This window comes from Kribbella sp. NPDC050241 (assembly GCF_044459685.1).
Classification (GTDB): Bacteria; Actinomycetota; Actinomycetes; order Propionibacteriales; family Kribbellaceae; genus Kribbella.
On record NZ_JBITJE010000004.1, the window covers coordinates 88,032 to 108,249 of the forward strand.

A 20,218-nucleotide genomic window follows, 5' to 3' on the forward strand; every position below is an offset into this window, starting at 1 on the left:
CCCGGCCGGTCGGACGTAGGGTTCCAGGGTGACTCTCTCCCGGCATGTGGTCAGCTCCGTCACGACCGCCGAGGTCGGCTCGCGCTATCTCCGGGCCGTCGGACGGAACTCCTTCCGCGGTCATCACGGCAGCGGCAACACCTCGACGGCGTACGTCGTCGAGACCGATCGCGGAGCCAGCGGCTGGGGACTGCCGCTGTACGACGGTGATCCGGCGCGGCTGATCGGCAAGAACCTGGCCGAGCTGATCGATCCGGCCCGGGGAGTGGTCGATCCGGCTGCGGAGTTCCTCGACTATCCGCTGCACGATCTGGCCGCGCGGATCCTCGACGTACCGGTGTACGCGATGCTCGGCGCGGCCGGGTCGCCGCGGGTGCGGAGCTACAGCGGCGGGATCTACTTCGACGACCTGGACCCCGACGACGCGCCTGCCGGGACGGATGCGATCCGGGCGAACCTGGCGCAGGACTACGAGTTCGGCTTCCGCGACTTCAAGCTGAAGCTCGGCCGCGGCTACCGCTGGATGGACCCGCAGGAAGGCCTCGAGCGCGACATCGAGGTGACGCTGCTGACCCGCGAGCTGTACCCGGACGCGGACATCCTGGTCGACCCGAACGACGGCTACACCGCGAACGCGCTGACCGCCTACCTGGCCGCCGTGTCCACCTGCCACCTGTACTGGATCGAGGAACCGTTCGCCGAACGCTGGGAAGACTTCCGCTTCCTCCGCGAGCACCTCGCGACGCTCTCGTGGCAGCCGAAGATCGCCGACGGCGAGTTCGATCCGGACGAGGACCACATCCTCCGACTCGCGCAGGAAGGCCTCGTCGACGTCGCCCTGATGGACGTCGTCGGCCACGGCCTGACCGCCTGGCGCCGCACCATGCCACGCCTCGCCGAGACGTCGGCCGAGGCATCCCCGCACGCCTGGGGGATGCCGCTCAAGTCCTTGTACGCCGCCCACATCGCAGCTGGACTCGGCAACGTCACCATCATCGAAGGCGTCCCGGGCAACACAGTGGGCACCGACGGAAACGGGTACACACTCGCCGACGGCCACCTCACGCTGTCCGACGAACCCGGCTTCGGCATCACGTTGAAGTAGCCAGCTGCTCGTCGTACGCCAGCTGGATGGCCTGGTTGAGGACGGGCAGGTCTTGGGGGCCGTCGTGGCGGTGGTCGTTGATGAAGAACGTCGGGGTGCCGGCCACTCCGCTGCGGTCGGCGGAGTCGACGTCCTGCGCGACGCGAGTGGTGTGGTCGTGCTGGACGAGGTCCTCGCGGAAACGGTCGACGTCGAGGCCGAGGTCAGCGGCGTACCCGAGGAGGTCGTCGAGCTCGAGATTCTGCTGGTTGGTGAGCAGGAGGTCGTGCATCTGCCAGAACTTGCCCTGCCGGCCGGCGGCCTCGGCGGCCTCTGCGGCGAGCTGGGCGTGCGGGTGTACGTCGGGCAGCGGCAGGTGCCGCCACACGTAGCGGATGTGATTGTTCTCGGCGAGCAGTTCCCGGGCCGTCGGTGCGGCCATCTGAGTCCATGGGCACTCGAAGTCGCCGTACTCGACCACTGTCACCGTCGCCTCGGCCGGACCGCGGATGTGGTCGCGGGACGGGTCGACCGGTGGCGCGAGGTCGATGGGCAGGGTGGCGGTCCCGAGCAGCGCACGGGTGCGGGTGCGGACCGGCAGCAATCCGATCAGCCGGTAGAAGCTCACGCTCAGCACTGCCGCTGCGATGGCGGCCGCCAGCACACCGAGCTTCGCCTCCTCCAGCGTCGGGCCGGTGAAGGCCAGGTCCGCGATCAGGAACGAGACGGTGAACGGCACGCCCGAGATCATGCCGCTGCCGAGTACGCCGGCCCAGCCGACCGACGGACGTACGGCGCCATGCGTGGTCCGAGTGAGGATCCACGAGGTGCCCGCCACGGCGACGGGCTTGCCGATGACGAACGCGACGACGATCCCGACCGTGACCGGCGCGGTCAACGCTGCCTTCAGCAGGTCTGCGTCGATCACGATCCCGGCGTTGGCCAACGCGAACAGCGGAACGATCACGTAGCTGGTCAATCGGTGAAAGGCGTGCTGCAGCCGCGCGTTCGCCGACAGCGTCCCGGTGAGCTCGCGCGTCGCCGAACGGACGAGCTCCGGCGTCGGCTGCTCGCGGAACAGCCGGACCAGAGTGGTCGCCTGCTCCAACGCGTCCCGGCGCGGCACGTACGCCGACGTGGCCAGGCCGACCGCGAGACCCGCGACGACGGGGTCGATGCCGCTGGCAAGCAACCCGGCCCAGACCACGAGCGCGAGCAGGGTGAAGACCGGCCGGCGGTAGCGGTATCCCAACCGCGTGCTGGCGAGGACCCCGGCGTACGCCGCGATCGCGACCAGCAGCCCGGTCAGGTGGATCTCGCTGGTGTACGCGACCGCGATGACGAGCAGGGCGACGACATCGTCGACGACGAACACGGTGAGCAGGAACGTCCGGATCCGATCGGGGACGTGCTGCCCGGCCACCGCGAAGACACCGAGTGCCAACGCGGTGTCGGTCGACATCGCCGCGCCCCAGCCGTGGACACCGGAGCCCGATCGGTTGATCGCCAGGTAGATCAGGACCGGGATGACCATGCCGGCCAGACCGGCCGTGACCGGGAGGATCATCCGGCGCCGCTCCCGCAGTTCGCCGAGGTCGAACTCGCGCCGCGCCTCCAGTCCGACGACCAGGAAGAACAACGCCATCAGCCCGCTGTTCACCCAGGTGCGCAGATCCAGCTCGGCCGACCACGGCCCGATCCGGACCGCGAGAACCCAGTCCCAGAAGGCGTCGTACTGGTCGGTGGCGACGTTCGCCCAGATCAGCGCGAGCACGATCGCGCCCGCCAGGATCGCGGCGCTGGCCGCCTCGGTCCGCAGGAAGGCACGCAGCGGACTGCTGGCCGGGCCGACCATGGACATCGGCAGGTCGCCCGGGTCCTTCGGCTTCATGAGCGCCTGATCTCCTGCAGGGTCCAGGTGTTGCCGTCGGGGTCGGCGAAGTCGGCCATGCTCGCGTAGCTGCGGCGTTCGGGGTCCACACCGGGTGCGAACCCGCCGTCCCAGGTGTCCACCGGAGACTTGTGCCGGATGTCGGAAACCTTGATGCCGCGGGCAACCAGTTCGCCGTGCGCTGCCGCCAGATCAGCGACCACGAGGTAGTTCGCGCGCGCCGAGCCGGGCGCCGCGTCGGTCAGCCCGTCGCCGAACTGGATCGAACAGGCCGAGCCGGGCGGGGTCACCTGGACGACCCGGAAGCCGGCGCGCGGGTGGTAATCGACGTCGAGGGCGAAGCCGAGCTTCTCGGTGTAGAAGGCCTTGGCCTCGTCGACGTCGCGGACGGCCAGGGTGACGACTTCCAGAGAAAATTCCATCACATGTCCAGAACTAGATCGGTGGTCGGTCGGGCGCAGCAGACCAGCGTCTGACCTTCGGGCGGTGGCTCCAGCGGCGTGGGGGAGTAGGTGACCTCACCGGACAGCAGTGGAGTGATGCAGTTGTGGCAGACACCGGTACGGCAGCTCCAGCGCGTCGGTACGTCGCAGGCCTCGGCGAGCTCGAGCACACTGCCGTCCCGGAACGGCGTGGAGATGCCGCTGCGGGCAAAGGTCACCAGAGGCCCGCTGCCAGGCGGTCCTGGTGGCTGGTGCGGCGGTCGTGTGGTCTGGTCGGTGATGCCCGGGTTCGTCGGCGGCAGTGCGCCGAAGAGTTCGGTCCGGATACCGGCCGGATCGATGCCGATCGCGGTGAGCGCCTCGCGCATGTCCGTCATGAACCCGGCCGGTCCGCAGATGTACGCCGTCGCGTCGACCGGGAGGGCCAGGTCGACCAGCTTGTCCTTGGTGAGGCGACCCTCGGTCGCGGTGTAGCAGATGTACTCGTGCGTGTTGGGCAGAGACCCGAGCAGCTCCCGCGCCTCAGCCGCCAGCGGATGCTCGTCCGGCCCTCGAGCACAGTGGATCCACCAGACCTCGCGCGTACTGCGTCGTTCCGCGAGGTCATGCAACATCGACAGGACCGGTGTCAGCCCGATCCCAGCGGAGAGCAGCACGATCGGACCGGTCGATTCCTCCAACACGAACTCGCCCCGCGGCGCAGCAACCTCCAGTACGGCGCCCGGCCGCAGGTTCGTGGTCAGGTAGCTGCTCCCGACACCGTGCGGTTCGTGCTTGACGCTGATCCGGTACGAGCCGGTCCCGGGCGAGGAGGACAGCGAGTAGCTCCGCACCGGGACCGGCAGACCGGCGTCCTCGAGTTTGAACGTCAGGTACTGACCGGCGCGTGCGGCCGGCAGCCGGCTCCCGTCCGACGCGGCCAGGCGGATCGAGGAGACGGTCGCGCTCTCCGGGATCACCTCGGTCACCCGCAACGGACGGAAGCCGTCCCAGGCCGGCTTGGGGGTGGTGGTCTCTTCCAGCAGATCGCGGAACGAGCCGAGCCAGCCTGGACTGAGGGCCGGGATCTGTGTCGCGACGCGCAGCTTCGCGACATCCCGGTTCGGTAGGTAGAGCAGGGCGTCGATCTCGGCGACGCTCAGGGCACCCGGACCGGTCCTGGTCTTGATGATCTGGTCACCGGCCTCGATGTGCCCTTCCGTGATCACCCGGCAGTAGAAGCCGGGCCGGTGGTGGCTGACCAGCAACGCGGGCAGCTCGGGTTCGCCCACGCGCATGCCGACGCGGTAGCAGGTGACCCGCGGCTGGGTCACCTCGAACTCGGCCTCGCCGATCCGGTACCGGTCGCCGATGCACACCTCGTCGTCGGGCAGCCCGTCGACGGTGAGGTTCTCGCCGAACTGCCCGTAGACGAAGTCGTCCCGCCCGAAGTGCTGCTCCCAGTACCGGTACGAGTCGATCTGATAGACGAGTACGGCGCGCATCTCGCCGCCGTGCCCGGCGGTGTCGCCCTGCCCGTCGCCGTCGATGTTCAGCCGCCGGACCATGACCGGGCCGTCGACCGCCGCCTTCCACACCCCGGTGTAGACGGTCTTGCCGTTCCAGCCGACGTCCTTCGGCCGGCCGACGTTCACCGCCAGCACTGTTGCCGCATCGCTCATCCGGACAGTTCCTCCACGGTCAGATCGCGGTCGACCCCGTGCGAGATCACGCTCTGTCCAGGCTCCAGCCGCAGCCGCGTGCCGTCCAGTTCCACCTCGACCTTGTCCGGCTCGAACGAGATCATCCCGGAGATCCGCCGTACCTCGGTCCAGGCGTCCTCGTAGCCCCAGGCCGCACCGCGGGCGTCGCCGATGTCCCAGTAGCTGCACAGACCCTTGTACGGGCAGAAGGTCTGGCCATCGACCGGGGTCAGCGCCGAGTCGTCCACGTCCTCGCGCGGCACGTACCACCGCGGTGCGAAGCCCGATTCGTAGAGGGCGAGCGGCCGGGTGGACTCGGCGACGACGCGGTCGCCGTCGCGGACGACGAGATGGCGGCTGGTCTGCCGGATGTCGATCCGGTGGTAGGCGTCGGCAGCGTGGCCGACGATCCGTTCGTCCTCCTCGTAGAACGCGTCCATCGCCCGCCACGCGAACGCGACGCGTCCCTTCAGATCGCTCGCGTGATCGGGCAGAGCGGTGTGCTGCCAGGCCGCGCGGGTCTTGCTGCTGTCGCCCGCGGTCACGGTGTACCAGGTCGTCTCGCCGAAGTCGCGATGCTGCGTGGTCCGCTCGGCGGCCTCCAGGACACCGGTCACGATGTCACCGATCGGGAAGTACGCCACCGGATACCGCGCCGGCTCATGCAGCAGTACGACGTCCGCACTGTCGGCGATCCATCGGTCGCCGAACTTCACCCGCATCCGCCGGCGCAGCGGCTCGGCGAACAGCAGTCGCTCGGGCAGTGGGTCGGGGACCAGGAATCGGCCGATCGCCGCGGTGGCGAGCGGACCCTGTTGCCAGGAAAGGCCCATGGTTCGGCTCCTCTCAGATCAGCGGTTCGCCGCCGTCGATGCGCAGCGTCGTACCGGTCAGGAAGGTGTTGGTCATGGCGAACAGCACCGCCGCCGCGATGTCATCGGTGGTGCCGATCCGCCGGGCAGGGTTGCGGGTGCTCATGTCCTCGAAATAGTCCGCTTTGCCCGCGTCCCCGAGGGCGTCCCAGGCGCCGGTGTCGATCACGCCGGGGGAGACGGCGTTCACCCGGATGGGAGCCAGCTCGAGCGCGAGCGACCGGGCCAGTACGTCGGCTGCGCCGTTGGTGATGGCCACCGCCAGGGTGCCGACGGCGATCTTGGCCGCGGCGACGCCGGAGAACAGCGTGAACGAGCCACCCTCGCTGATCCGCACCGCCAGGTGCTTGGCGAGCATCAGCGGGCCGATCACCTTGGTGTCGAACGACAGCCGGACCTTCTCCCGATCGAGGTCGGCGAGCTTGCCGCGCGCCCGGGCCGAGGCGGTCGAGACGATGTGGTCGACGCTGCCGATCCGTTCCCCGAGGGCGGCGATGGTGGCCTCGTCGGTGAGGTCGACGTACTCGGTCCGGACGCCCGGATCGTCGGCGTACGCCTTGGCGAGAGCCTCCTGGTCCCGGCCGGCCGCGATGACCTGTGCCCCCGCGTCGCGCACGGCCGTGGTCACGGCGCGGGCGATCCCGCCGCCGCGCCCGATCACGAGCACGGTGCGGTCCTGGAGTGGTGTGGCCATGGCGAGGGTCCTTTCGGGAGGGCAGCGGATTACCGGACGCGAACGGATGGCTGCGGCGATCCGCGGCTCGGAATGCGGGCCCGGGCGCCCGGCATGAGCCTGCGGGACGGGGATCCGCGTCCGCATCCGCCACTGGCCAGCCAGGTCCGCCCGTGCTCGCCAGCCGCTAGCGTGATGACGTGCATGGGCAGGCCGAGCCGCCGGGTTGGCGGCGTGCGATCGAGTTGACGGGCCGCGACCTGGAGTGCGGCGTGCTCGACCGGCTGATGGGCGCTGTCCGGGCCGGCGAGAGTCGCGCTCTGGTGCTGCACGGCGAGGCCGGCGTCGGGAAGAGCGCACTGCTCGACTACCTCGAGACGCAGTCGGCCGGATGCCGGGTGACGCGCGCCGCGGGGGTGCAGTCCGAGATGGAGTTGGCGTTCTCCGGTCTGCACCAGCTGTGCGCACCGGTGCTGGACCGGATCGATGTGCTGCCGCCACCACAGCGGGAGGCGCTACGGACGGTGTTCGGCATCAGCGCAGGCCCCGCTCCGGACCTGTTCCTGATCGGACTGGCTGTGCTCGGGCTGCTGTCCGAGGCAGCCGAGCAGGAGCCGCTCGTCTGTCTGGTCGACGACCAGCAGTGGCTCGACCGGTGCTCGGCGCAGATCCTCGCCTTCGTCGCCCGCCGGCTGGACGCCGAGTCGGTGGCGATGGTCTTCGCGACCCGCGCGGTCGCCGGCGACCTGGCCGGCGTGCCTGGGTATCCCATAGGCGGTCTGCGCGACACGGAGGCGCGCCGGCTGCTGGACGCCGTACTGACCGGGCCGATCGATGCGCAGGTACGGGACCAGTTGGTCGCCGAGGCACACGGGAATCCGCTGGCGCTGCTCGAGCTGCCGCGCGGGCTGACTCCGGCGCAGTTGGCCGGCGGATTCGGTCTGCCAGGTGCGGGGACCATCGAGGAGAGCTTCGTCCGCCGGGTGAACGCCGTACCCGACGAGACCCGGCGGTTGCTCGTGCTCGCCGCCGCGGATCCGTCCGGTGACGACCTGCTGGTACGACGTGCCGCCGAGCGACTGGGGATCGGTCCGGAGGCCGCGGCAGCGGCGGCCGACGCCGGGCTGGCGGAGTTCGGGACGCGGATCCGGTTCCGGCATCCGCTGGTGCGATCGGCGGCGTACCGGTCGGCGTCGGCCGGGGAACGGCGTCAGGTGCACGGCGTACTGGCCGAGCTGACCGACGCCGAGGCCGATCCGGATCGGCGGGCGTGGCACCGGGCGCAGGCAACCCCCGGACCCGACGAAGAGGTCGCTGCCGAGCTCGAGCTGTCGGCCGGGCGGGCGAGTGCGCGGGGTGGCCTGGCCGCGACCGCTGCTTTCCTGCAACGCGCGGCCGCGCTGACGTTCGACCCGGCGAAGCGCGCGGACCGGGCGCTGGCGGCCGCGCACGCGGAGCTCGGGACCGGCGCCTTCGACTCTGCGGCGGATTTGCTCGCGATGGCCGAGGCAGAGCCTCTGACCGACCTGCAGCGGGCCCGGGCCGACCTCGTTCGTGCGCAGCTCGCCTTCTTCACCAACCGCGGCAACGACGCACCACAACTGATGCTCAAGGCGGCCAAGCGGCTCGAGACCATCGATGTCGGGTTGTCGCGGGCGACGTACCTGGATGCCTTGTCGGCCGCGATCTTCGCCAGCCGGCTCGCGACCCCGGGCGGCGACGTCATCGACGTCGCCCGCGAGGCAGCCACGGCACCGCGGCCGGTGGTGATGCGGTCGGCGGACCTGCTCCTGGACGGTACTGCGCTGTACTACCGGGACGGGTACGCCGCTGGAGCGCCGACACTGCACCAGGCTCTGGCGGCGTTCGGCACCGACGTGTCCGTCGAGGAGGAGCTGCAACTGCTGTGGATGGCAACCACCACCGCACTGCGGCTGTGGGACGCGGACCGGTGGGAGCAACTGTCCAGGCGGCACCTGCAGCTCGCCCGCGAGACCGGTGTGGTCAACGATCGGGCGCTGGCGCTGACCTCACTCGCCTATGCGAGGTTGTTCGCTGGCGATCTGGACGCGGCGGCGTCGCTGACCGACGAGGTCCAGGCGGCCAACGAGGCGACCGGCGGGAACCTCGCGCCGTACGGGCGGCTCGCGCTGGCCGCGTTCCGGGGCGACCGGACCGAGACGCTGGCCCTGGGTGAGGCCACCAAGAAGGACGGGTCGCGGCGTGGCGAGGGGATCGGGATCGCGTTCGCCGAGTGGGCGGCCGCGGTCCTCGACAATGGACTCGGCCGCTACCGGGACGCGGCCGAGGCGGCGCAGCGAGCCTGTGAGGATCCGCGCGACGCCTTGTCGGTGATGTTCGTACCGAGCGAGCTCGTCGAGGCCGCTGTCCGCAGTGGGTCGATCGACACGGCGTACCGCGCCTGCGAGCGGCTCGGCGAGATGGCGACGGCGACCGGCACCGACTGGGCGCTCGGAGTCCACGCCCGATCGCTGGCACTGGTCAGTGCGGGTGACACCGCCGAACGGCTCTACCGCGAAGCGATCGCCCACCTGGACAAGACCCGGGTGCGGGTCGAGCTCGCCCGCGCCCACCTCCTGTACGGCGAATGGCTGCGGCGCGAGCGTCGTCCCAGCGACGCCCGGGAGTATCTGCGGACGGCGCACGGGATGTTCGACGCGATGGGGATGGCCGGCTTCGCCGAGCGGGCCCGCCGGGAGCTTCAGGCTGCGGGGGCTGCCGCGCGCAAACGCGTCGTACCGGCTCAGAGCGAGTTGACCGCGCAGGAGGCGCAGATCGCGCGGATGGCCCGCGACGGCCTGTCCAACCCGGAGATCGCCACCCGCCTGTTCATCAGCGCCCGCACCGTCCAGTACCACTTGCGCAAGGTCTTCACCAAGCTCGGCATCACCTCCCGCAGCCAGCTCGACCGAGTGCTGCCGCCCTAGCCGATGGGCGGCGGCTCGATCAGGGTCGCCTGGGCGTCGAGAACGTCGATGGCGGCCAGCGACGTCCGGTACCACCGCACGCTGCGCTGGAAGACCGACTGGAAGAGATTGCTGATCACCGAGAACCGGAAGTCCCACTCGCAGAGATCCCAGCTGTAGTCGTCCACACCGGCGGCGCGCAACGCCTCCCAGTAGCGCCGCAGCAGCTCACGATCGCGGGCGAGCCGGTCGCCGGTCGGGACCACCGACAGGCAGTAGGCGAGATCGTGCGGCCCGAGCCCGGGCTTCAGCTCCGACCAGTCGATCACCTTCGGCCGTGGATCGTCCGCGCTGAAGAACACGTTGCCGAGGAAATGCAGGTCGCCATGGACGAGCGTGATCGCGCGACCGCCGGCGACGCGGGCCAGGAACTGGCGCTCCCACCGCTCCAGGATCTCCTCGAGCACCGAGCGCTCCGCGTCGTCGAGCTCGGTCGCCGTCGGGAAGAACTGGGCGGCCTCGTTGCGCACCGCCGCGGCGTTCCGCTTGATCACCTCGCGCGGTAACGCCTGCGCCGAACTGGTCACCGACGGCTCCGATGCGCTGAGGAGATACTCCGGTACGTCGTTCCAGAATCGCGCGTGCAAACCCGCCAGCATGTCGATCGTGCCGTGCAACTGGGCGTGCGACACCTCAGCGCCGACCACGCGGTAGCCGGCCGCCTCCAGGTCTTCGCTCAACAACAGGACTTCGTCACCAGCATCCGTGGCCCCCAGCAACCGCGGCGCCGGATGGTCCCACCGTGGTGCGAGCTCCACGAAGAACCGGATCTCACGCCGCGCCGCCGCCACCCCGGCGCCGGTCGCGCGCTTGGCGATGACAGTGGTCTGGTTTCCACCCGCCGAACGCACTCGCAGCCGTACGACCTCGGCCTCCGACGCCGCAAACGTGTCCAGCACTTCCACACCGGACACCGGCGTACCCAAGGCTGCACTCACCTCGGCGGTGCTGGTCATGAGGCCCACGGCCAGTGCGGGTGCGGCGTTGTCGGGCCGGCGTACGGGATGTCTTGGTAGTGCTGCTGCAGGTCGGCGAGCCGCTTGGTCAGTGCGGTCCGGATGTCGGCGTACGACGGGTGGTCCGCGACGTTCACCAGCTCCTCGGGGTCCTTCAGTAGGTCGTAGAGCTCCCACTCCGGTTCGGACAGCTGCTCCGACGACCCGGGTACGCCGAGGCCGGCGCCGTAGTAGTGGATGAGCTTGAACTCCTTCGTCCGTACGCCGTAGTGCGCGGGCGCATGGTGATTCGGATCGTCGTGCTCCCAGTACCGGTAGTACATGGCGTCCGGCCAGTCCGCGACCTCCTCACCGCGCAGCAGCGGCAGGAAGCTCCGGCCCTGCGACGTGGGCAGAACGCCGGCGGCGTCCATCCCGGTCATGTCCAGGAACGTCGCGGCGAAGTCGACGTTGGTCACCATCGCATCGCAGGTGCTGCCGGCCGGGATCCGGCCCGGCCAGCGGATCAGCATCGGCATCTGCAACGACTCGTCGAACATCAGCCGCTTGTCGAACCAGCCGTGATCGCCGAGGAAGAACCCCTGGTCGGACGTGTAGACGACCACCGTGTCCTCGGCCAGCCCTTCGGACTGCAGTACGTCGAGCAGCCGGCCGACGTTGTCGTCGATCGACTGGACGCACTGCAGGTAGTCGCGCAGATAGCGCTGGTACTTCCATCGCATCCGCTCGGTGCGGTTCTCCGGCCCACGCAGTTCCTCCGGCAACTCCTCGCCGAGCTCCTCCGCACCGAGGTCGTCCGCCACGGACATCCGGACGCTGCGCACCGCACGGCTGCGCGTGGAGTAGTCGTCGAACAGCGTGCTCGGCTCGGGGATCGAGCCGACCGGATAGAGCTCCTTGTGCTTCTCGTCCGGCACCCACGGGCGGTGCGGCGCCTTGTGATGCACCAGCAGCAGGAACGGCCGGTCGGGGTCGCGCTGCCGCAGCCAGTCGATGCTCTGGTCCGTGACGATGTCGGTGGCGTACCCGGCTACGGTCTGCGCTCCGTCCGGTCCGATCATCAACGGATCCACGTAGTCACCCTGCCCCGGGAACACCTGCCAGGAGTCGAAGTGCCGCGGCGCGGACTCCGGCCGCTCTCCGAGGTGCCACTTCCCGAACAGGGCGGTCTGGTAGCCGGCCCCATGCAGCACCTCCGCGAACGTCGGCACGCGGTAGTCGATGTCGGTGTAGATCGAGGCGACCCCGTTGATATGGCTGTACGTACCGGTCAGGATCGAGGCCCGCGAGGGCGAGCAGATCGAGTTCGTGCAGTAGGTGGCGTCCATCCGTACGCCGTCCTGGGCCAAGCGGTCCAGGTGCGGGGTCTGGTTGACCTTGCTCCCGTACGCCGAGATGGCGTGCGCGGCGTGGTCGTCTGACATGATGAACACGAGGTTGGGCGAAGGCATGGTTCCACCTTAGGTTTGTTGCCCATGGCCATGTTCGATTTTTCCCTCGACAAGCTCCGCGCGTACCGGCCCGAGGTGGCCGCACCCGCCGACCTGGTCGATTTCTGGCGCCGCTCCCTGGAGAAGGCGCGTACCGACGACCTCAACGCGACGTTCACCGAGGTGGACAACAAGCTCGCGGTGATCGACACCTACGACGTGACGTACGCCGGCTTCGGCGGCGCCCCGATCAAGGGCTGGCTGCACGTGCCGGCCGGGGCGACCGGACCACTGCCCACGGTGGTCCAGTACTTCGGCTACTCCGGCGGCCGCGGGTTCCCGCACGCGACCAACCTGTGGGCGCAGGCCGGCTACGCCCACTTCGTGATGGACACCCGCGGTCAGGGCTTCAGCGTCGGCGGCGGCAGCAGTACGGCGGACGACAGCGCGTACGCCGGTCTCAACCACACTCCCGGCTTCATGACCGCCGGCATCACCGACCCGGAGACCTACTACTACCGGCGGGTCTTCATCGACGCGATCCGGGCACTGGAGGCGGTCCGGACGTCACCCTTCGTGGACCCGGACCGGATCATCGTCACCGGTGGCAGCCAGGGCGGCGGCATCGCGATCGCGGCCGCGGGGCTCGCGGGCCTGGCCGGGATCGAGTTGCTCGGCTGCGCTCCCGACGTACCGTTCCTGTGCCACTTCCAGCGGGCGCTGCAGATCACCGACAAGGACCCGTACGGCGAGATCACCCGGTTCCTGAAGGGGTTCCGCGAGCACGTCGAACCGGCGCTCCGGACGCTGAGCTACTTCGACGGCGTCAATCTCGGCCGCCTGGCCACCGCACCGGCGTTGTTCTCGGTCGCGCTGATGGACGCGACCTGCCCGCCGTCGACCGTGTTCGCGGCCTACAACCACTACGGCAGCGCGCAGAAGGAGATCGAGGTCTACCAGTACAACGAGCACGAGGGCGGGCAGACGTACCAGCAGCTCGCCCAGCTGAACTGGTTCGCGGAGATCTTCGCCGGAAAGGAGTCATCGGCGGACCGATGAGTTTCCGCCGCGGCTGTCGTTACACGGTCAACAGCGTCGGTCAGACTGAGACCGACCCGACCGCAGGAGGCAGCAGATGGACTGGAAGCTCGAACTCGTGATCGTGCCGGTGTCCGACGTGGACCGGGCCAAGAAGTTCTACACCGAGCAGCTCGGTTTCACCGAGGACGTCGACCACCGGGCCGGTGACGACTTCCGGGTCGTGCAGTTGACGCCGCCCGGATCCGCGTGCTCGATCACCATCGGCACCGGACTGACCAAGGCCGCGCCGGGCACGTACGAGGGCACGCACCTGGTGGTGAACGACGTCGAGGCGGCCCGGACCGAGCTGGTGGAGCGCGGTGTCGAGGTCAGCGAGCCCTTCCACTTCTCCGCGGCGGGCAAGCAGGACGGAGTACACCCGGACCGCAGCGACTACGGCACCTTCCTCAGCTTCCAGGACCCGGACGGCAACGGCTGGACGGTCCAGGAGGTGGGCAAGGCGTCATGAGCACGGTTGAAGAGGCGGCGTTCGCGGGTGACGAGACCGCGTTCGCCGACCTCGCGGGCCGGTACCGGCGCGAGCTGCATGTGCACTGCTACCGGATGCTGGCGTCCTTCGACGATGCGGAGGACGCCGTACAGGAGACGCTGCTGCGGGCCTGGCGCGGCCGGGACTCCTACGACGGCCGCACGTACTTCCGGGCGTGGTTGTACCGGATCGCGACCAACGTGTGCCTGGACGAGACCCGGCGGCACGCGCGCAGGCAGAACGCGTCGCCGGGGGAGATGGTGTGGCTCCAGCCGTACCCGGACCGGTTGCTCGACGAGATCGCTCCGTCCGCCGACCAGCCGGACGCGGTCGCAGTGGACCGGGAGACGATCGAGCTCGCCTTCCTGGTCGCACTGCAGGCGTTGCCGCCGCGGCAGCGGGCCGCACTGATCGCCCGGGACGTGCTGGGCTGGCCCGCCACCGACACCGCCACACTGCTCGAGACAAGCGTGGCGGCGGCGAACAGTGCCCTGCAGCGGGCCCGGGCGACGATGCAGCAACAGTTGCCTGCTCGCCGTACCGACTGGACCGCCCCACGTCCGACCGCCGCCGAGCGGGAGCTCCTCGATCGCTTCATCGACGCGCACGAGCGGTGCGACGCGGCGGCCGCGGTCGCCATCGCGGCCGAGGATCTGCGCGTCTCGATGCCGCCGGACCTGTTGTCGTTCGAGGGTCTGGACGCGTGCCTGCCGTTGTTCGAGCGGGCGTTCGGCCCGGACCGCGACGGCGACTGGCGGCTGGTGCCCACCTTGGCGAACCGGCAGCCGGCCGCGGCGTCGTATCTGCGCCGGCCGGGGGACACGGAGTTCCGTGCGTTCAAACTCGACGTACTCCGGGTCACCGCCGACGGTCTGATCGGTGAGATCACCACGTTCGGCTACTCCCGCTTCCCCGCCTTCGGGCTGCCGCCCCTCTTGTCTGACTAATCTGGAGGCACGCTCACCGGACACGAGAAGGTGGAAGATGCTGGGACTGCCCACGGGGATCCGGGCCTGTCTGTTCGACCTCGACGGTGTGCTCACCGACACCGCGGCCGTCCATGCCGCGGCCTGGAAAGAGATGTTCGACAAGTTCCTCCAGGCGTACGCCGACGAGCACGGCCGGCCGTTCACACCCTTCGATGCCCGTAAGGAGTACGACGCCTACGTCGACGGCAAGCCGCGCGTCGACGGCGTCCGGGACTTCCTGACGGCGCGCGGGATCAGCCTGCCGGACGGGACCCCGGACGACCCGCCGGACGCCCTGACCGTCAACGGTCTCGGCAACCGGAAGAACGAGGCAGTCCAGCGGCGGATCCGGACCGAGGGCGTGCACGTGTTCGAAGGCTCCCGGCAGTACCTGCAGGCCGTCGAGGCGGTCGGACTCCGGCGGGCGGTGGTGTCGTCGAGCGCCAACACCCGCGAGGTCCTCGCCGTCACCGAGCTGGCGCAGTACGTCGAGGAGGTCGTCGACGGCATCACGATCCGGACCGAAGGGTTGCACGGGAAGCCGGCGCCGGACACGTTCCTGGCCGCGGCGAAGAAGTTCGGCGTGGATCCGTCGGAGGCCGCGGTGTTCGAGGACGCGTTGGCCGGCGTGTCCGCCGGCCGATCCGGGCATTTCGGGCATGTGATTGGTGTTGACCGGGTCGGACAGGCCGATCAGCTCAAGGTCCACGGTGCCGACGTCGTGGTCCGCGACCTGGCCGAGCTTCTGGAGGGTCGATGATCGATCGCGGGCACCATCCGATCGAGCCGTGGCGGCTGCGCGAGACGCGACTGCAGATGGACCGGCTGGCCCAGTCCGAGTCGCTGTTCGCGCTGTCCAACGGGCACATCGGGCTGCGCGGCAATCTGGACGAGGGCGAGCCGTACGCGATCCCGGGCACCTATCTGAATTCGTTCTACGAGCAGCGCCCGCTGCCGTACGCCGAAGCCGGGTACGGCTATCCCGAGTCGGGGCAGACGCTGGTGGACGTGACCAACGGCAAGCTGATCCGGCTGCTCGTCGACGACTCGCCGTTCGACATCCGCTACGGCTACCTGACCCAGCACGAGCGCTCATTGGACTTCCGCACCGGCATCCTGCAGCGCGACGTGGACTGGACGTCACCCGGTGGCAAGCGGATCCGGGTGCGCAGCCGCCGACTGGTGTCGCTGACCCAGCGTGCGATCGCCGCGATCGAGTACGTCGTGGAGCCGGTGGACCAGCCGGCCCGGTTCGTGGTGCAGTCCGAACTGGTCGCGAACGAGAGCCAGCCGAAGCTGTCCGACGATCCGCGGGTGGCCGCCGTACTGGACAACCCGTTGAAACCGGTCAGCCACGACGGCGGTGAGAACGGCGTCGTGCTGATCCACCGGACCACGCGAAGCCGGCAGCTGATGGCGGCCGCGATGACACATGAGGTCGAGGCACCCGCGCGGTACGCGATGGACCTGGATGTGCGGGAGAACTGGGCCCGGTCCACGGTGATCTGCCAGCTGCAGCCGGGGGAGAGCCTGCGGGTGGTGAAGTACCTCGCGTACGGCTGGTCGAGTCTGCGCTCGGAGACGGCGATCCGGGACCAGGTCGCCGCCGCACTGTCCAGTGCGCGCTTCTCGGGCTGGGACGGTCTGGTCAAGCAGCAGGCCGACTTCCTGGACGACTTCTGGGACGGCGCGGACGTCGAGGTGCACGGCCACTCCGAGCTGCAGCAGGCCGTCCGGTTCGCGCTCTTCCATGTCCTGCAGGCGGGTGCACGCGCGGAGCGACGCGCGATCCCGTCGAAAGGCCTGACCGGTGCCGGGTACGACGGCCACACGTTCTGGGACACCGAGGGTTTCGTGCTGCCGGTCCTCAACTACACGATGCCCGACGCGGCGGCCGACGCCCTCCGCTGGCGCCACTCCACGCTCGGCATGGCCAGGGAGCGTGCAGCGGTGCTGGGGCTGCGCGGTGCGTCGTTCCCGTGGCGGACCATCCGCGGCCAGGAGTGCTCCGGCTACTGGCCGGCGGGGACGGCGGCGTTTCACATCAACGCCGACATCGCCGACGCGGTGATGCGGCACTACACCGTCACCGGCGACGACCAGTTCCTCGAGGAGGTCGGGCTCGAACTCCTGGTGGAGACGGCCCGGTTGTGGATCTCGCTGGGCCATCACGACCGGCACGGCCGGTGGCATCTGCCCGGCGTGACCGGACCGGACGAGTACAGCGCCGTTGCCGACGACAACGTTTTCACCAACCTGATGGCGGCACGGAATCTGCGGTCGGCGGCCGAGGTGGCGGTCAAGCACCCGGCGAAGGCCCGTGAGCTCGGCGTCGACAGCGAGGAGGAGGCGTGCTGGCGCGACGCGGCGGCCGCCGTCCATGTGCCGTACGACGAGGACCTCGGCGTCCATCCGCAGTCCGAAGGCTTCACCGGGTACGCCGAGTGGGACTTCGAGGCGTACAAGGACAAGTACCCGCTGCTGCTGCACGCGGCGTACTTCGAGCTGTACCGCAAACAGGTGATCAAGCAGGCCGACCTGATGCTGGCGACGTTCTGGTGCGGCGATGCGTTCACGCTCGAGGAGAAGGCGCGGAACTTCGACTACTACGAGCGGCTGACGGTGCGGGATTCGTCGTTGTCGGCGTGCGTCCAGGCCGTGATGGCGGCCGAGGTGGGTCATCTGGACCTGGCCTACGACTACGCGTACGAGGCCGCGCTGATCGACATGCGGAACCTGCACCACAACACCGGCGACGGCCTGCACATGGCGTCACTCGCCGGTGCGTGGACCGCTCTGGTCTCCGGCTTCGGCGGACTGCGGCAGGTGGACGGCGATCTGTGCTTCGATCCGGCCCTGCCGGAGGGCCTGCCCCGGCTGGTGTTCAGGATCCGCTGGCGCGGCGTGCGGTTGACGGTGGACATCAACTCGGTCGACGTGACCTACAGCGTCCATGACGGTCCGGGGGCCAGCATGACGTTGCGACATGCAGGGGAGCGGATCACCGTGACGACGGATTCGCCGGTGACCCGCTCCCTGGAGAAACGTCAGCCCCTGCTACCGCGGCCGACCCAGCCGGTGGGCCGGGAGCCGCGGTCGGCCATTGCGCACAACGACCACTGAGCCTCGGACTGACAGCTTGGTTGAGTCAGCGCTGCGTGATCGAGTGCTTACGTCGGGCGGAGAGGGACTCCGCGGTGCCGACCAGCAGGACCGAGGAGATCACCGCGACGACGAAGCCGAGGACGTTCAGTTCGAAGATGCCGCCGGTGCCGAGAACGCTGGCGATCGTGCCGCCGATGACGGATCCGGCCAGGCCGAGCAGCAGAGTGGCGAGCAGGCCGAGCTTCTGCTTGCCGGGCGTGAAGAGTCGGGCGAGCGCGCCGATGATGAGTCCGGCAACGATGAAGCCGATCATGGTCTGATTCCTCCGGGTGCGAACGATTCTGTCTCCAGTGTCCGGCAGACAGGGTCGCCGCGCAGTTGGAGTTGACCCTGATCGCACCCGGAGCCGACCCTGGGTCAGCCGCGTGCCAGAGCCGCGAACAGTCTGGTCGTCTCCAGCAGTTGCGGAGTCCGTTCCAGCAGGTTCAGCACCGTGGTGCTGGTTCGCTGGGCGGCCCGCTCGTCGTTGGAGAGCAGCGCCTTGTAGCTGGCGCGGCAGTCGGACTCGGCGCCGAGCACTTCCGCGTAGAGCTGGATGTCTCCTAGGTCCGGCCGCTCCTTGAGCAGTTGCAACGTGCTCTTCGCGCACTCCAGCAGCGTGGCGCCGGACGTCCTCGTCCGCGAGACCAACTGGTCCGCCAGTCCCTTCACGACGAAGTACTCCGCGCTGGACGCCTTGTCCCTCAGATAGCGCACGCTCGCCGGCTCGCGGACATCGTCGGACAGGGCACACACTGCCCAGCCCGGCGGAACGATGACCGCCTGACTTGCCGGGAATCCCGTCGGCAACGCGGACACCGCGCTGAGACTGCCGCTGCCGATCACCGCGGCTAGCGCGGCCACCGAGGCCGGATCGGTCGGGTTGCCGTGCCGCGCGACCATCAGGCGCGTGGTCCAGCTCTCGTCCGGGATGACGACGACCGACAGGAGTCCGGTGTTCTTGAGCAGCAGTGACGTCTGGGTCGCGTCCGTGCTGGCATCCAGCCGTACGCCATCCATCGCCGACGCCGGCTCCAGCGGTACGTCGGACTTCGAGCAGTCCGCCGCGGGCCTCAGTGGAGCTGGATTGCTCGGCGGTGGAACCAACGGAGTGATCTTGTCCCCACTCGATTGATCGGCCCCCGTGGCACTCGAACATCCCGCGACCAGGCTGAGTACAGCAACACACGCCAACGTCCATGCTCGAACGACCACGATGCCCCCCCATGCGACCACGCCACCGAGCTCACCAGGTCCCCACCTGCTCGGGCGTGTACAACACCAGTTTTGCATCGCGATGCAAACGACTTCAACGTCCTGCGCGGCGGGTTGTGAGTGGACCCGGCAGTGTCGAAATTCCGCGCGGCCGGAACTGTCCGCAGGGTGGATTAGCCTCGGGACGTGACTGTTCATCAGCTGTCCCGGCGGGATGCGCGGCGCCTTGCCGTGCGTGCACAACTGCTCGGACGCGAACGGCCGGCCGGACTGATGGAGATGGTTCGTGGCCTGACCGCGGTGCAGCTCGATCAGACGGCGGCCGTCGCACCCAACGCCGACCTCGTGGCGTGGAGCCGGCTCGGATCGTCGTACTCACCGGCGGAACTGGCCGAAGCGCTCGCGACGCTGGAGCTGCTGGAGTTGCGGGGGTTCGCCCGGCCGAGCGAGAGCCTGGTGCTGTTCCGCGCCGAGATGGAGGCGTGGCCGGGGAGGGGTCCGCTGCTCGACTGGCAGGAGGACCGGCGCGACTGGGTGAAGGCCAACGAGGGCTGCCGGCTGGACATCCTCGAGCGGCTGCGGCAGGACGGTCCGCTGATCATGCGCGAGCTGCCGGACACCTGTGTGGTGCCGTGGAAATCGAGCGGATGGACCAACAACCGCAACGTCTCGCAAATGCTGGAGTTCATGCTCCAGCGCGGCGAGGTCGCGATCGCGGGCCGGGACGGGCGCGACAAGCTGTGGGATCTGGCCACGCGGGTGTATCCGGACGAGCCGGCGATCCCGATCGAGGAGGCGCGGCGGATCCGGGACGGACAGCGGCTGCGATCACACGGCATCCTGCGCGTCAAAGGTGAAGCGTGCGCCGGCGAGTCACTCGACGCAGGCGTCGCGGGGGAGCCGGCCGTGGTCGACGGCGTCCGGGGTGAATGGCGCGTCGACCCGGAGCTGCTGGGTCAGCCGTTCTCCGGACGTACGGCGTTGCTGTCGCCGCTGGACCGGTTGGTCTACGACCGCAAGCGGATCCTGGAACTGTTCGAGTTCGACTACCAGCTGGAGATGTACAAGCCCGTCGCCAAGCGCCGCTGGGGGTACTTCGCGCTGCCGATCCTGCACGGTGACCGACTGGTCGGGAAGGTCGACGCGACCTCGGACCGGAAGGCCGGTGTGTTCCGGGTCGACGCCATTCACGAGGACGCACCGTTCTCCAAGGCATTGAGTACGGCGGTGCATCGCGAGCTGCGGGACCTGGCCAAGTGGCTCGAGCTGCACCTCGTCGTGAAGTCTTGACGAGGCCCTATGT

The 20,218-nt window shown here is 69.4% G+C and carries 17 protein-coding genes; 8 read left to right on the forward strand and 9 right to left on the reverse strand.

Annotated features, from left to right (window positions below; all coding sequences use genetic code 11):
* Nucleotides 1–28: 28 nt before the first annotated feature.
* Entirely contained in the window at nt 29–1,105 is a 1,077-nt protein-coding gene (locus tag ACIBG5_RS20700) for a mandelate racemase/muconate lactonizing enzyme family protein (protein ID WP_396393109.1), read from the forward strand.
* Here the strand turns inward: ACIBG5_RS20700 and ACIBG5_RS20705 are convergent.
* Genes ACIBG5_RS20705 through ACIBG5_RS20725 form a run of 5 tightly spaced genes read right to left on the reverse strand, consistent with a single transcriptional unit; the run spans nt 1,092 to nt 6,666 of the window.
* A complete protein-coding gene (locus tag ACIBG5_RS20705; protein ID WP_396393110.1) occupies nt 1,092–2,975 on the reverse strand; it encodes a Na+/H+ antiporter NhaA in 1,884 nt (627 codons plus the stop codon). The two genes, ACIBG5_RS20700 and ACIBG5_RS20705, sit on opposite strands and share 14 nt — an antisense overlap.
* Nucleotides 2,972–3,397, reverse strand: coding sequence for a VOC family protein (locus ACIBG5_RS20710; protein WP_396393111.1), 426 nt, complete (start codon nt 3,395–3,397; stop codon nt 2,972–2,974). Before ACIBG5_RS20710 ends, ACIBG5_RS20705 begins: the two co-directional genes overlap by 4 nt.
* On the reverse strand, nt 3,397–5,079 hold the full coding sequence (locus ACIBG5_RS20715) for an MOSC domain-containing protein (RefSeq protein WP_396393112.1): 1,683 nt from the start codon (nt 5,077–5,079) through the stop codon (nt 3,397–3,399). The genes ACIBG5_RS20710 and ACIBG5_RS20715 overlap by 1 nt, the downstream gene beginning before the upstream one ends.
* Nucleotides 5,076–5,933, reverse strand: a complete 858-nt coding sequence (locus tag ACIBG5_RS20720; protein WP_396393113.1) for a DUF427 domain-containing protein — start codon at nt 5,931–5,933, stop codon at nt 5,076–5,078. The genes ACIBG5_RS20715 and ACIBG5_RS20720 overlap by 4 nt, the downstream gene beginning before the upstream one ends.
* Nucleotides 5,934–5,946: 13 nt before the next feature.
* On the reverse strand, nt 5,947–6,666 hold the full coding sequence (locus ACIBG5_RS20725) for an SDR family oxidoreductase (protein WP_396393114.1): 720 nt from the start codon (nt 6,664–6,666) through the stop codon (nt 5,947–5,949).
* A gap of 179 nt (nt 6,667–6,845) precedes the next feature.
* Between ACIBG5_RS20725 and ACIBG5_RS20730 the strand changes: the two genes are divergently transcribed.
* Nucleotides 6,846–9,593: an AAA family ATPase gene (locus ACIBG5_RS20730; RefSeq protein WP_396393115.1), complete on the forward strand. Its 2,748-nt coding sequence runs from the start codon at nt 6,846–6,848 to the stop codon at nt 9,591–9,593.
* Here ACIBG5_RS20730 and ACIBG5_RS20735 read toward each other — a convergent pair.
* Both ACIBG5_RS20735 and ACIBG5_RS20740 read right to left on the reverse strand, forming a co-directional pair.
* A complete protein-coding gene (locus ACIBG5_RS20735; RefSeq protein WP_396393116.1) occupies nt 9,590–10,588 on the reverse strand; it encodes a phosphotransferase family protein in 999 nt (332 codons plus the stop codon). The genes ACIBG5_RS20730 and ACIBG5_RS20735 overlap by 4 nt on opposite strands.
* On the reverse strand, nt 10,585–12,039 hold the full coding sequence (locus ACIBG5_RS20740) for a sulfatase (RefSeq protein ID WP_396393117.1): 1,455 nt from the start codon (nt 12,037–12,039) through the stop codon (nt 10,585–10,587). The genes ACIBG5_RS20735 and ACIBG5_RS20740 overlap by 4 nt, the downstream gene beginning before the upstream one ends.
* A 30-nt stretch (nt 12,040–12,069) precedes the next feature.
* Between ACIBG5_RS20740 and ACIBG5_RS20745 the strand changes: the two genes are divergently transcribed.
* From ACIBG5_RS20745 to ACIBG5_RS20765, 5 genes are all read left to right on the forward strand, one after another.
* A complete protein-coding gene (locus ACIBG5_RS20745) occupies nt 12,070–13,077 on the forward strand; it encodes an acetylxylan esterase (RefSeq protein WP_396393118.1) in 1,008 nt (335 codons plus the stop codon).
* Between the two features lie 76 nt (nt 13,078–13,153).
* Nucleotides 13,154–13,567: a VOC family protein gene (locus ACIBG5_RS20750; protein ID WP_396393119.1), complete on the forward strand. Its 414-nt coding sequence runs from the start codon at nt 13,154–13,156 to the stop codon at nt 13,565–13,567.
* Complete coding sequence (locus ACIBG5_RS20755; RefSeq protein WP_396393120.1) at nt 13,564–14,535, forward strand: RNA polymerase subunit sigma-70; 972 nt, start codon at nt 13,564–13,566, stop codon at nt 14,533–14,535. The genes ACIBG5_RS20750 and ACIBG5_RS20755 overlap by 4 nt, the downstream gene beginning before the upstream one ends.
* A 37-nt stretch (nt 14,536–14,572) precedes the next feature.
* Nucleotides 14,573–15,316 carry a beta-phosphoglucomutase family hydrolase gene (locus ACIBG5_RS20760; RefSeq protein WP_396393121.1) on the forward strand — a complete coding sequence of 248 codons (744 nt, stop codon included), beginning with the start codon at nt 14,573–14,575 and terminating at the stop codon, nt 15,314–15,316.
* Nucleotides 15,313–17,679, forward strand: a complete 2,367-nt coding sequence (locus ACIBG5_RS20765; protein ID WP_396393122.1) for a glycoside hydrolase family 65 protein — start codon at nt 15,313–15,315, stop codon at nt 17,677–17,679. Before ACIBG5_RS20760 ends, ACIBG5_RS20765 begins: the two co-directional genes overlap by 4 nt.
* A gap of 25 nt (nt 17,680–17,704) precedes the next feature.
* Here the strand turns inward: ACIBG5_RS20765 and ACIBG5_RS20770 are convergent, their stop codons facing one another.
* The gene (locus ACIBG5_RS20770; RefSeq protein ID WP_360454617.1) at nt 17,705–17,974 is read right to left on the reverse strand and encodes a hypothetical protein; all 270 of its coding nucleotides are present in this window, start codon (nt 17,972–17,974) and stop codon (nt 17,705–17,707) included.
* A gap of 104 nt (nt 17,975–18,078) precedes the next feature.
* Nucleotides 18,079–18,807 (reverse strand): hypothetical protein, encoded by a 729-nt coding sequence (locus ACIBG5_RS20775; protein WP_396393123.1) that lies wholly within the window; start codon nt 18,805–18,807, stop codon nt 18,079–18,081.
* 294 nt (nt 18,808–19,101) lie between these two features.
* Here ACIBG5_RS20775 and ACIBG5_RS20780 point away from each other — a divergent pair, with 294 nt between their 5' ends.
* The gene (locus ACIBG5_RS20780; RefSeq protein ID WP_396393124.1) at nt 19,102–20,205 is read left to right on the forward strand and encodes a DNA glycosylase AlkZ-like family protein; all 1,104 of its coding nucleotides are present in this window, start codon (nt 19,102–19,104) and stop codon (nt 20,203–20,205) included.
* Nucleotides 20,206–20,218: the final 13 nt, after the last annotated feature.

What these genes read in the sequence shown, in the direction of transcription:
- ACIBG5_RS20740 (WP_396393117.1), bottom strand. Translation starts at nt 12,039, where the DNA reads ATGCCTTCGCCCAACCTCGTGTTCATCATGTCAGACGACCACGCCGCG.
- ACIBG5_RS20760 (WP_396393121.1), top strand. Translation starts at nt 14,573, where the DNA reads ATGCTGGGACTGCCCACGGGGATCCGGGCCTGTCTGTTCGACCTCGAC.
- ACIBG5_RS20715 (WP_396393112.1), bottom strand. Translation starts at nt 5,079, where the DNA reads ATGAGCGATGCGGCAACAGTGCTGGCGGTGAACGTCGGCCGGCCGAAG.
- ACIBG5_RS20755 (WP_396393120.1), top strand. Translation starts at nt 13,564, where the DNA reads ATGAGCACGGTTGAAGAGGCGGCGTTCGCGGGTGACGAGACCGCGTTC.
- ACIBG5_RS20750 (WP_396393119.1), top strand. Translation starts at nt 13,154, where the DNA reads ATGGACTGGAAGCTCGAACTCGTGATCGTGCCGGTGTCCGACGTGGAC.
- ACIBG5_RS20705 (WP_396393110.1), bottom strand. Translation starts at nt 2,975, where the DNA reads ATGAAGCCGAAGGACCCGGGCGACCTGCCGATGTCCATGGTCGGCCCG.
- ACIBG5_RS20720 (WP_396393113.1), bottom strand. Translation starts at nt 5,933, where the DNA reads ATGGGCCTTTCCTGGCAACAGGGTCCGCTCGCCACCGCGGCGATCGGC.
- ACIBG5_RS20745 (WP_396393118.1), top strand. Translation starts at nt 12,070, where the DNA reads ATGTTCGATTTTTCCCTCGACAAGCTCCGCGCGTACCGGCCCGAGGTG.
- ACIBG5_RS20735 (WP_396393116.1), bottom strand. Translation starts at nt 10,588, where the DNA reads ATGACCAGCACCGCCGAGGTGAGTGCAGCCTTGGGTACGCCGGTGTCC.
- ACIBG5_RS20725 (WP_396393114.1), bottom strand. Translation starts at nt 6,666, where the DNA reads ATGGCCACACCACTCCAGGACCGCACCGTGCTCGTGATCGGGCGCGGC.
- ACIBG5_RS20765 (WP_396393122.1), top strand. Translation starts at nt 15,313, where the DNA reads ATGATCGATCGCGGGCACCATCCGATCGAGCCGTGGCGGCTGCGCGAG.
- ACIBG5_RS20710 (WP_396393111.1), bottom strand. Translation starts at nt 3,397, where the DNA reads ATGGAATTTTCTCTGGAAGTCGTCACCCTGGCCGTCCGCGACGTCGAC.
- ACIBG5_RS20770 (WP_360454617.1), bottom strand. Translation starts at nt 17,974, where the DNA reads ATGATCGGCTTCATCGTTGCCGGACTCATCATCGGCGCGCTCGCCCGA.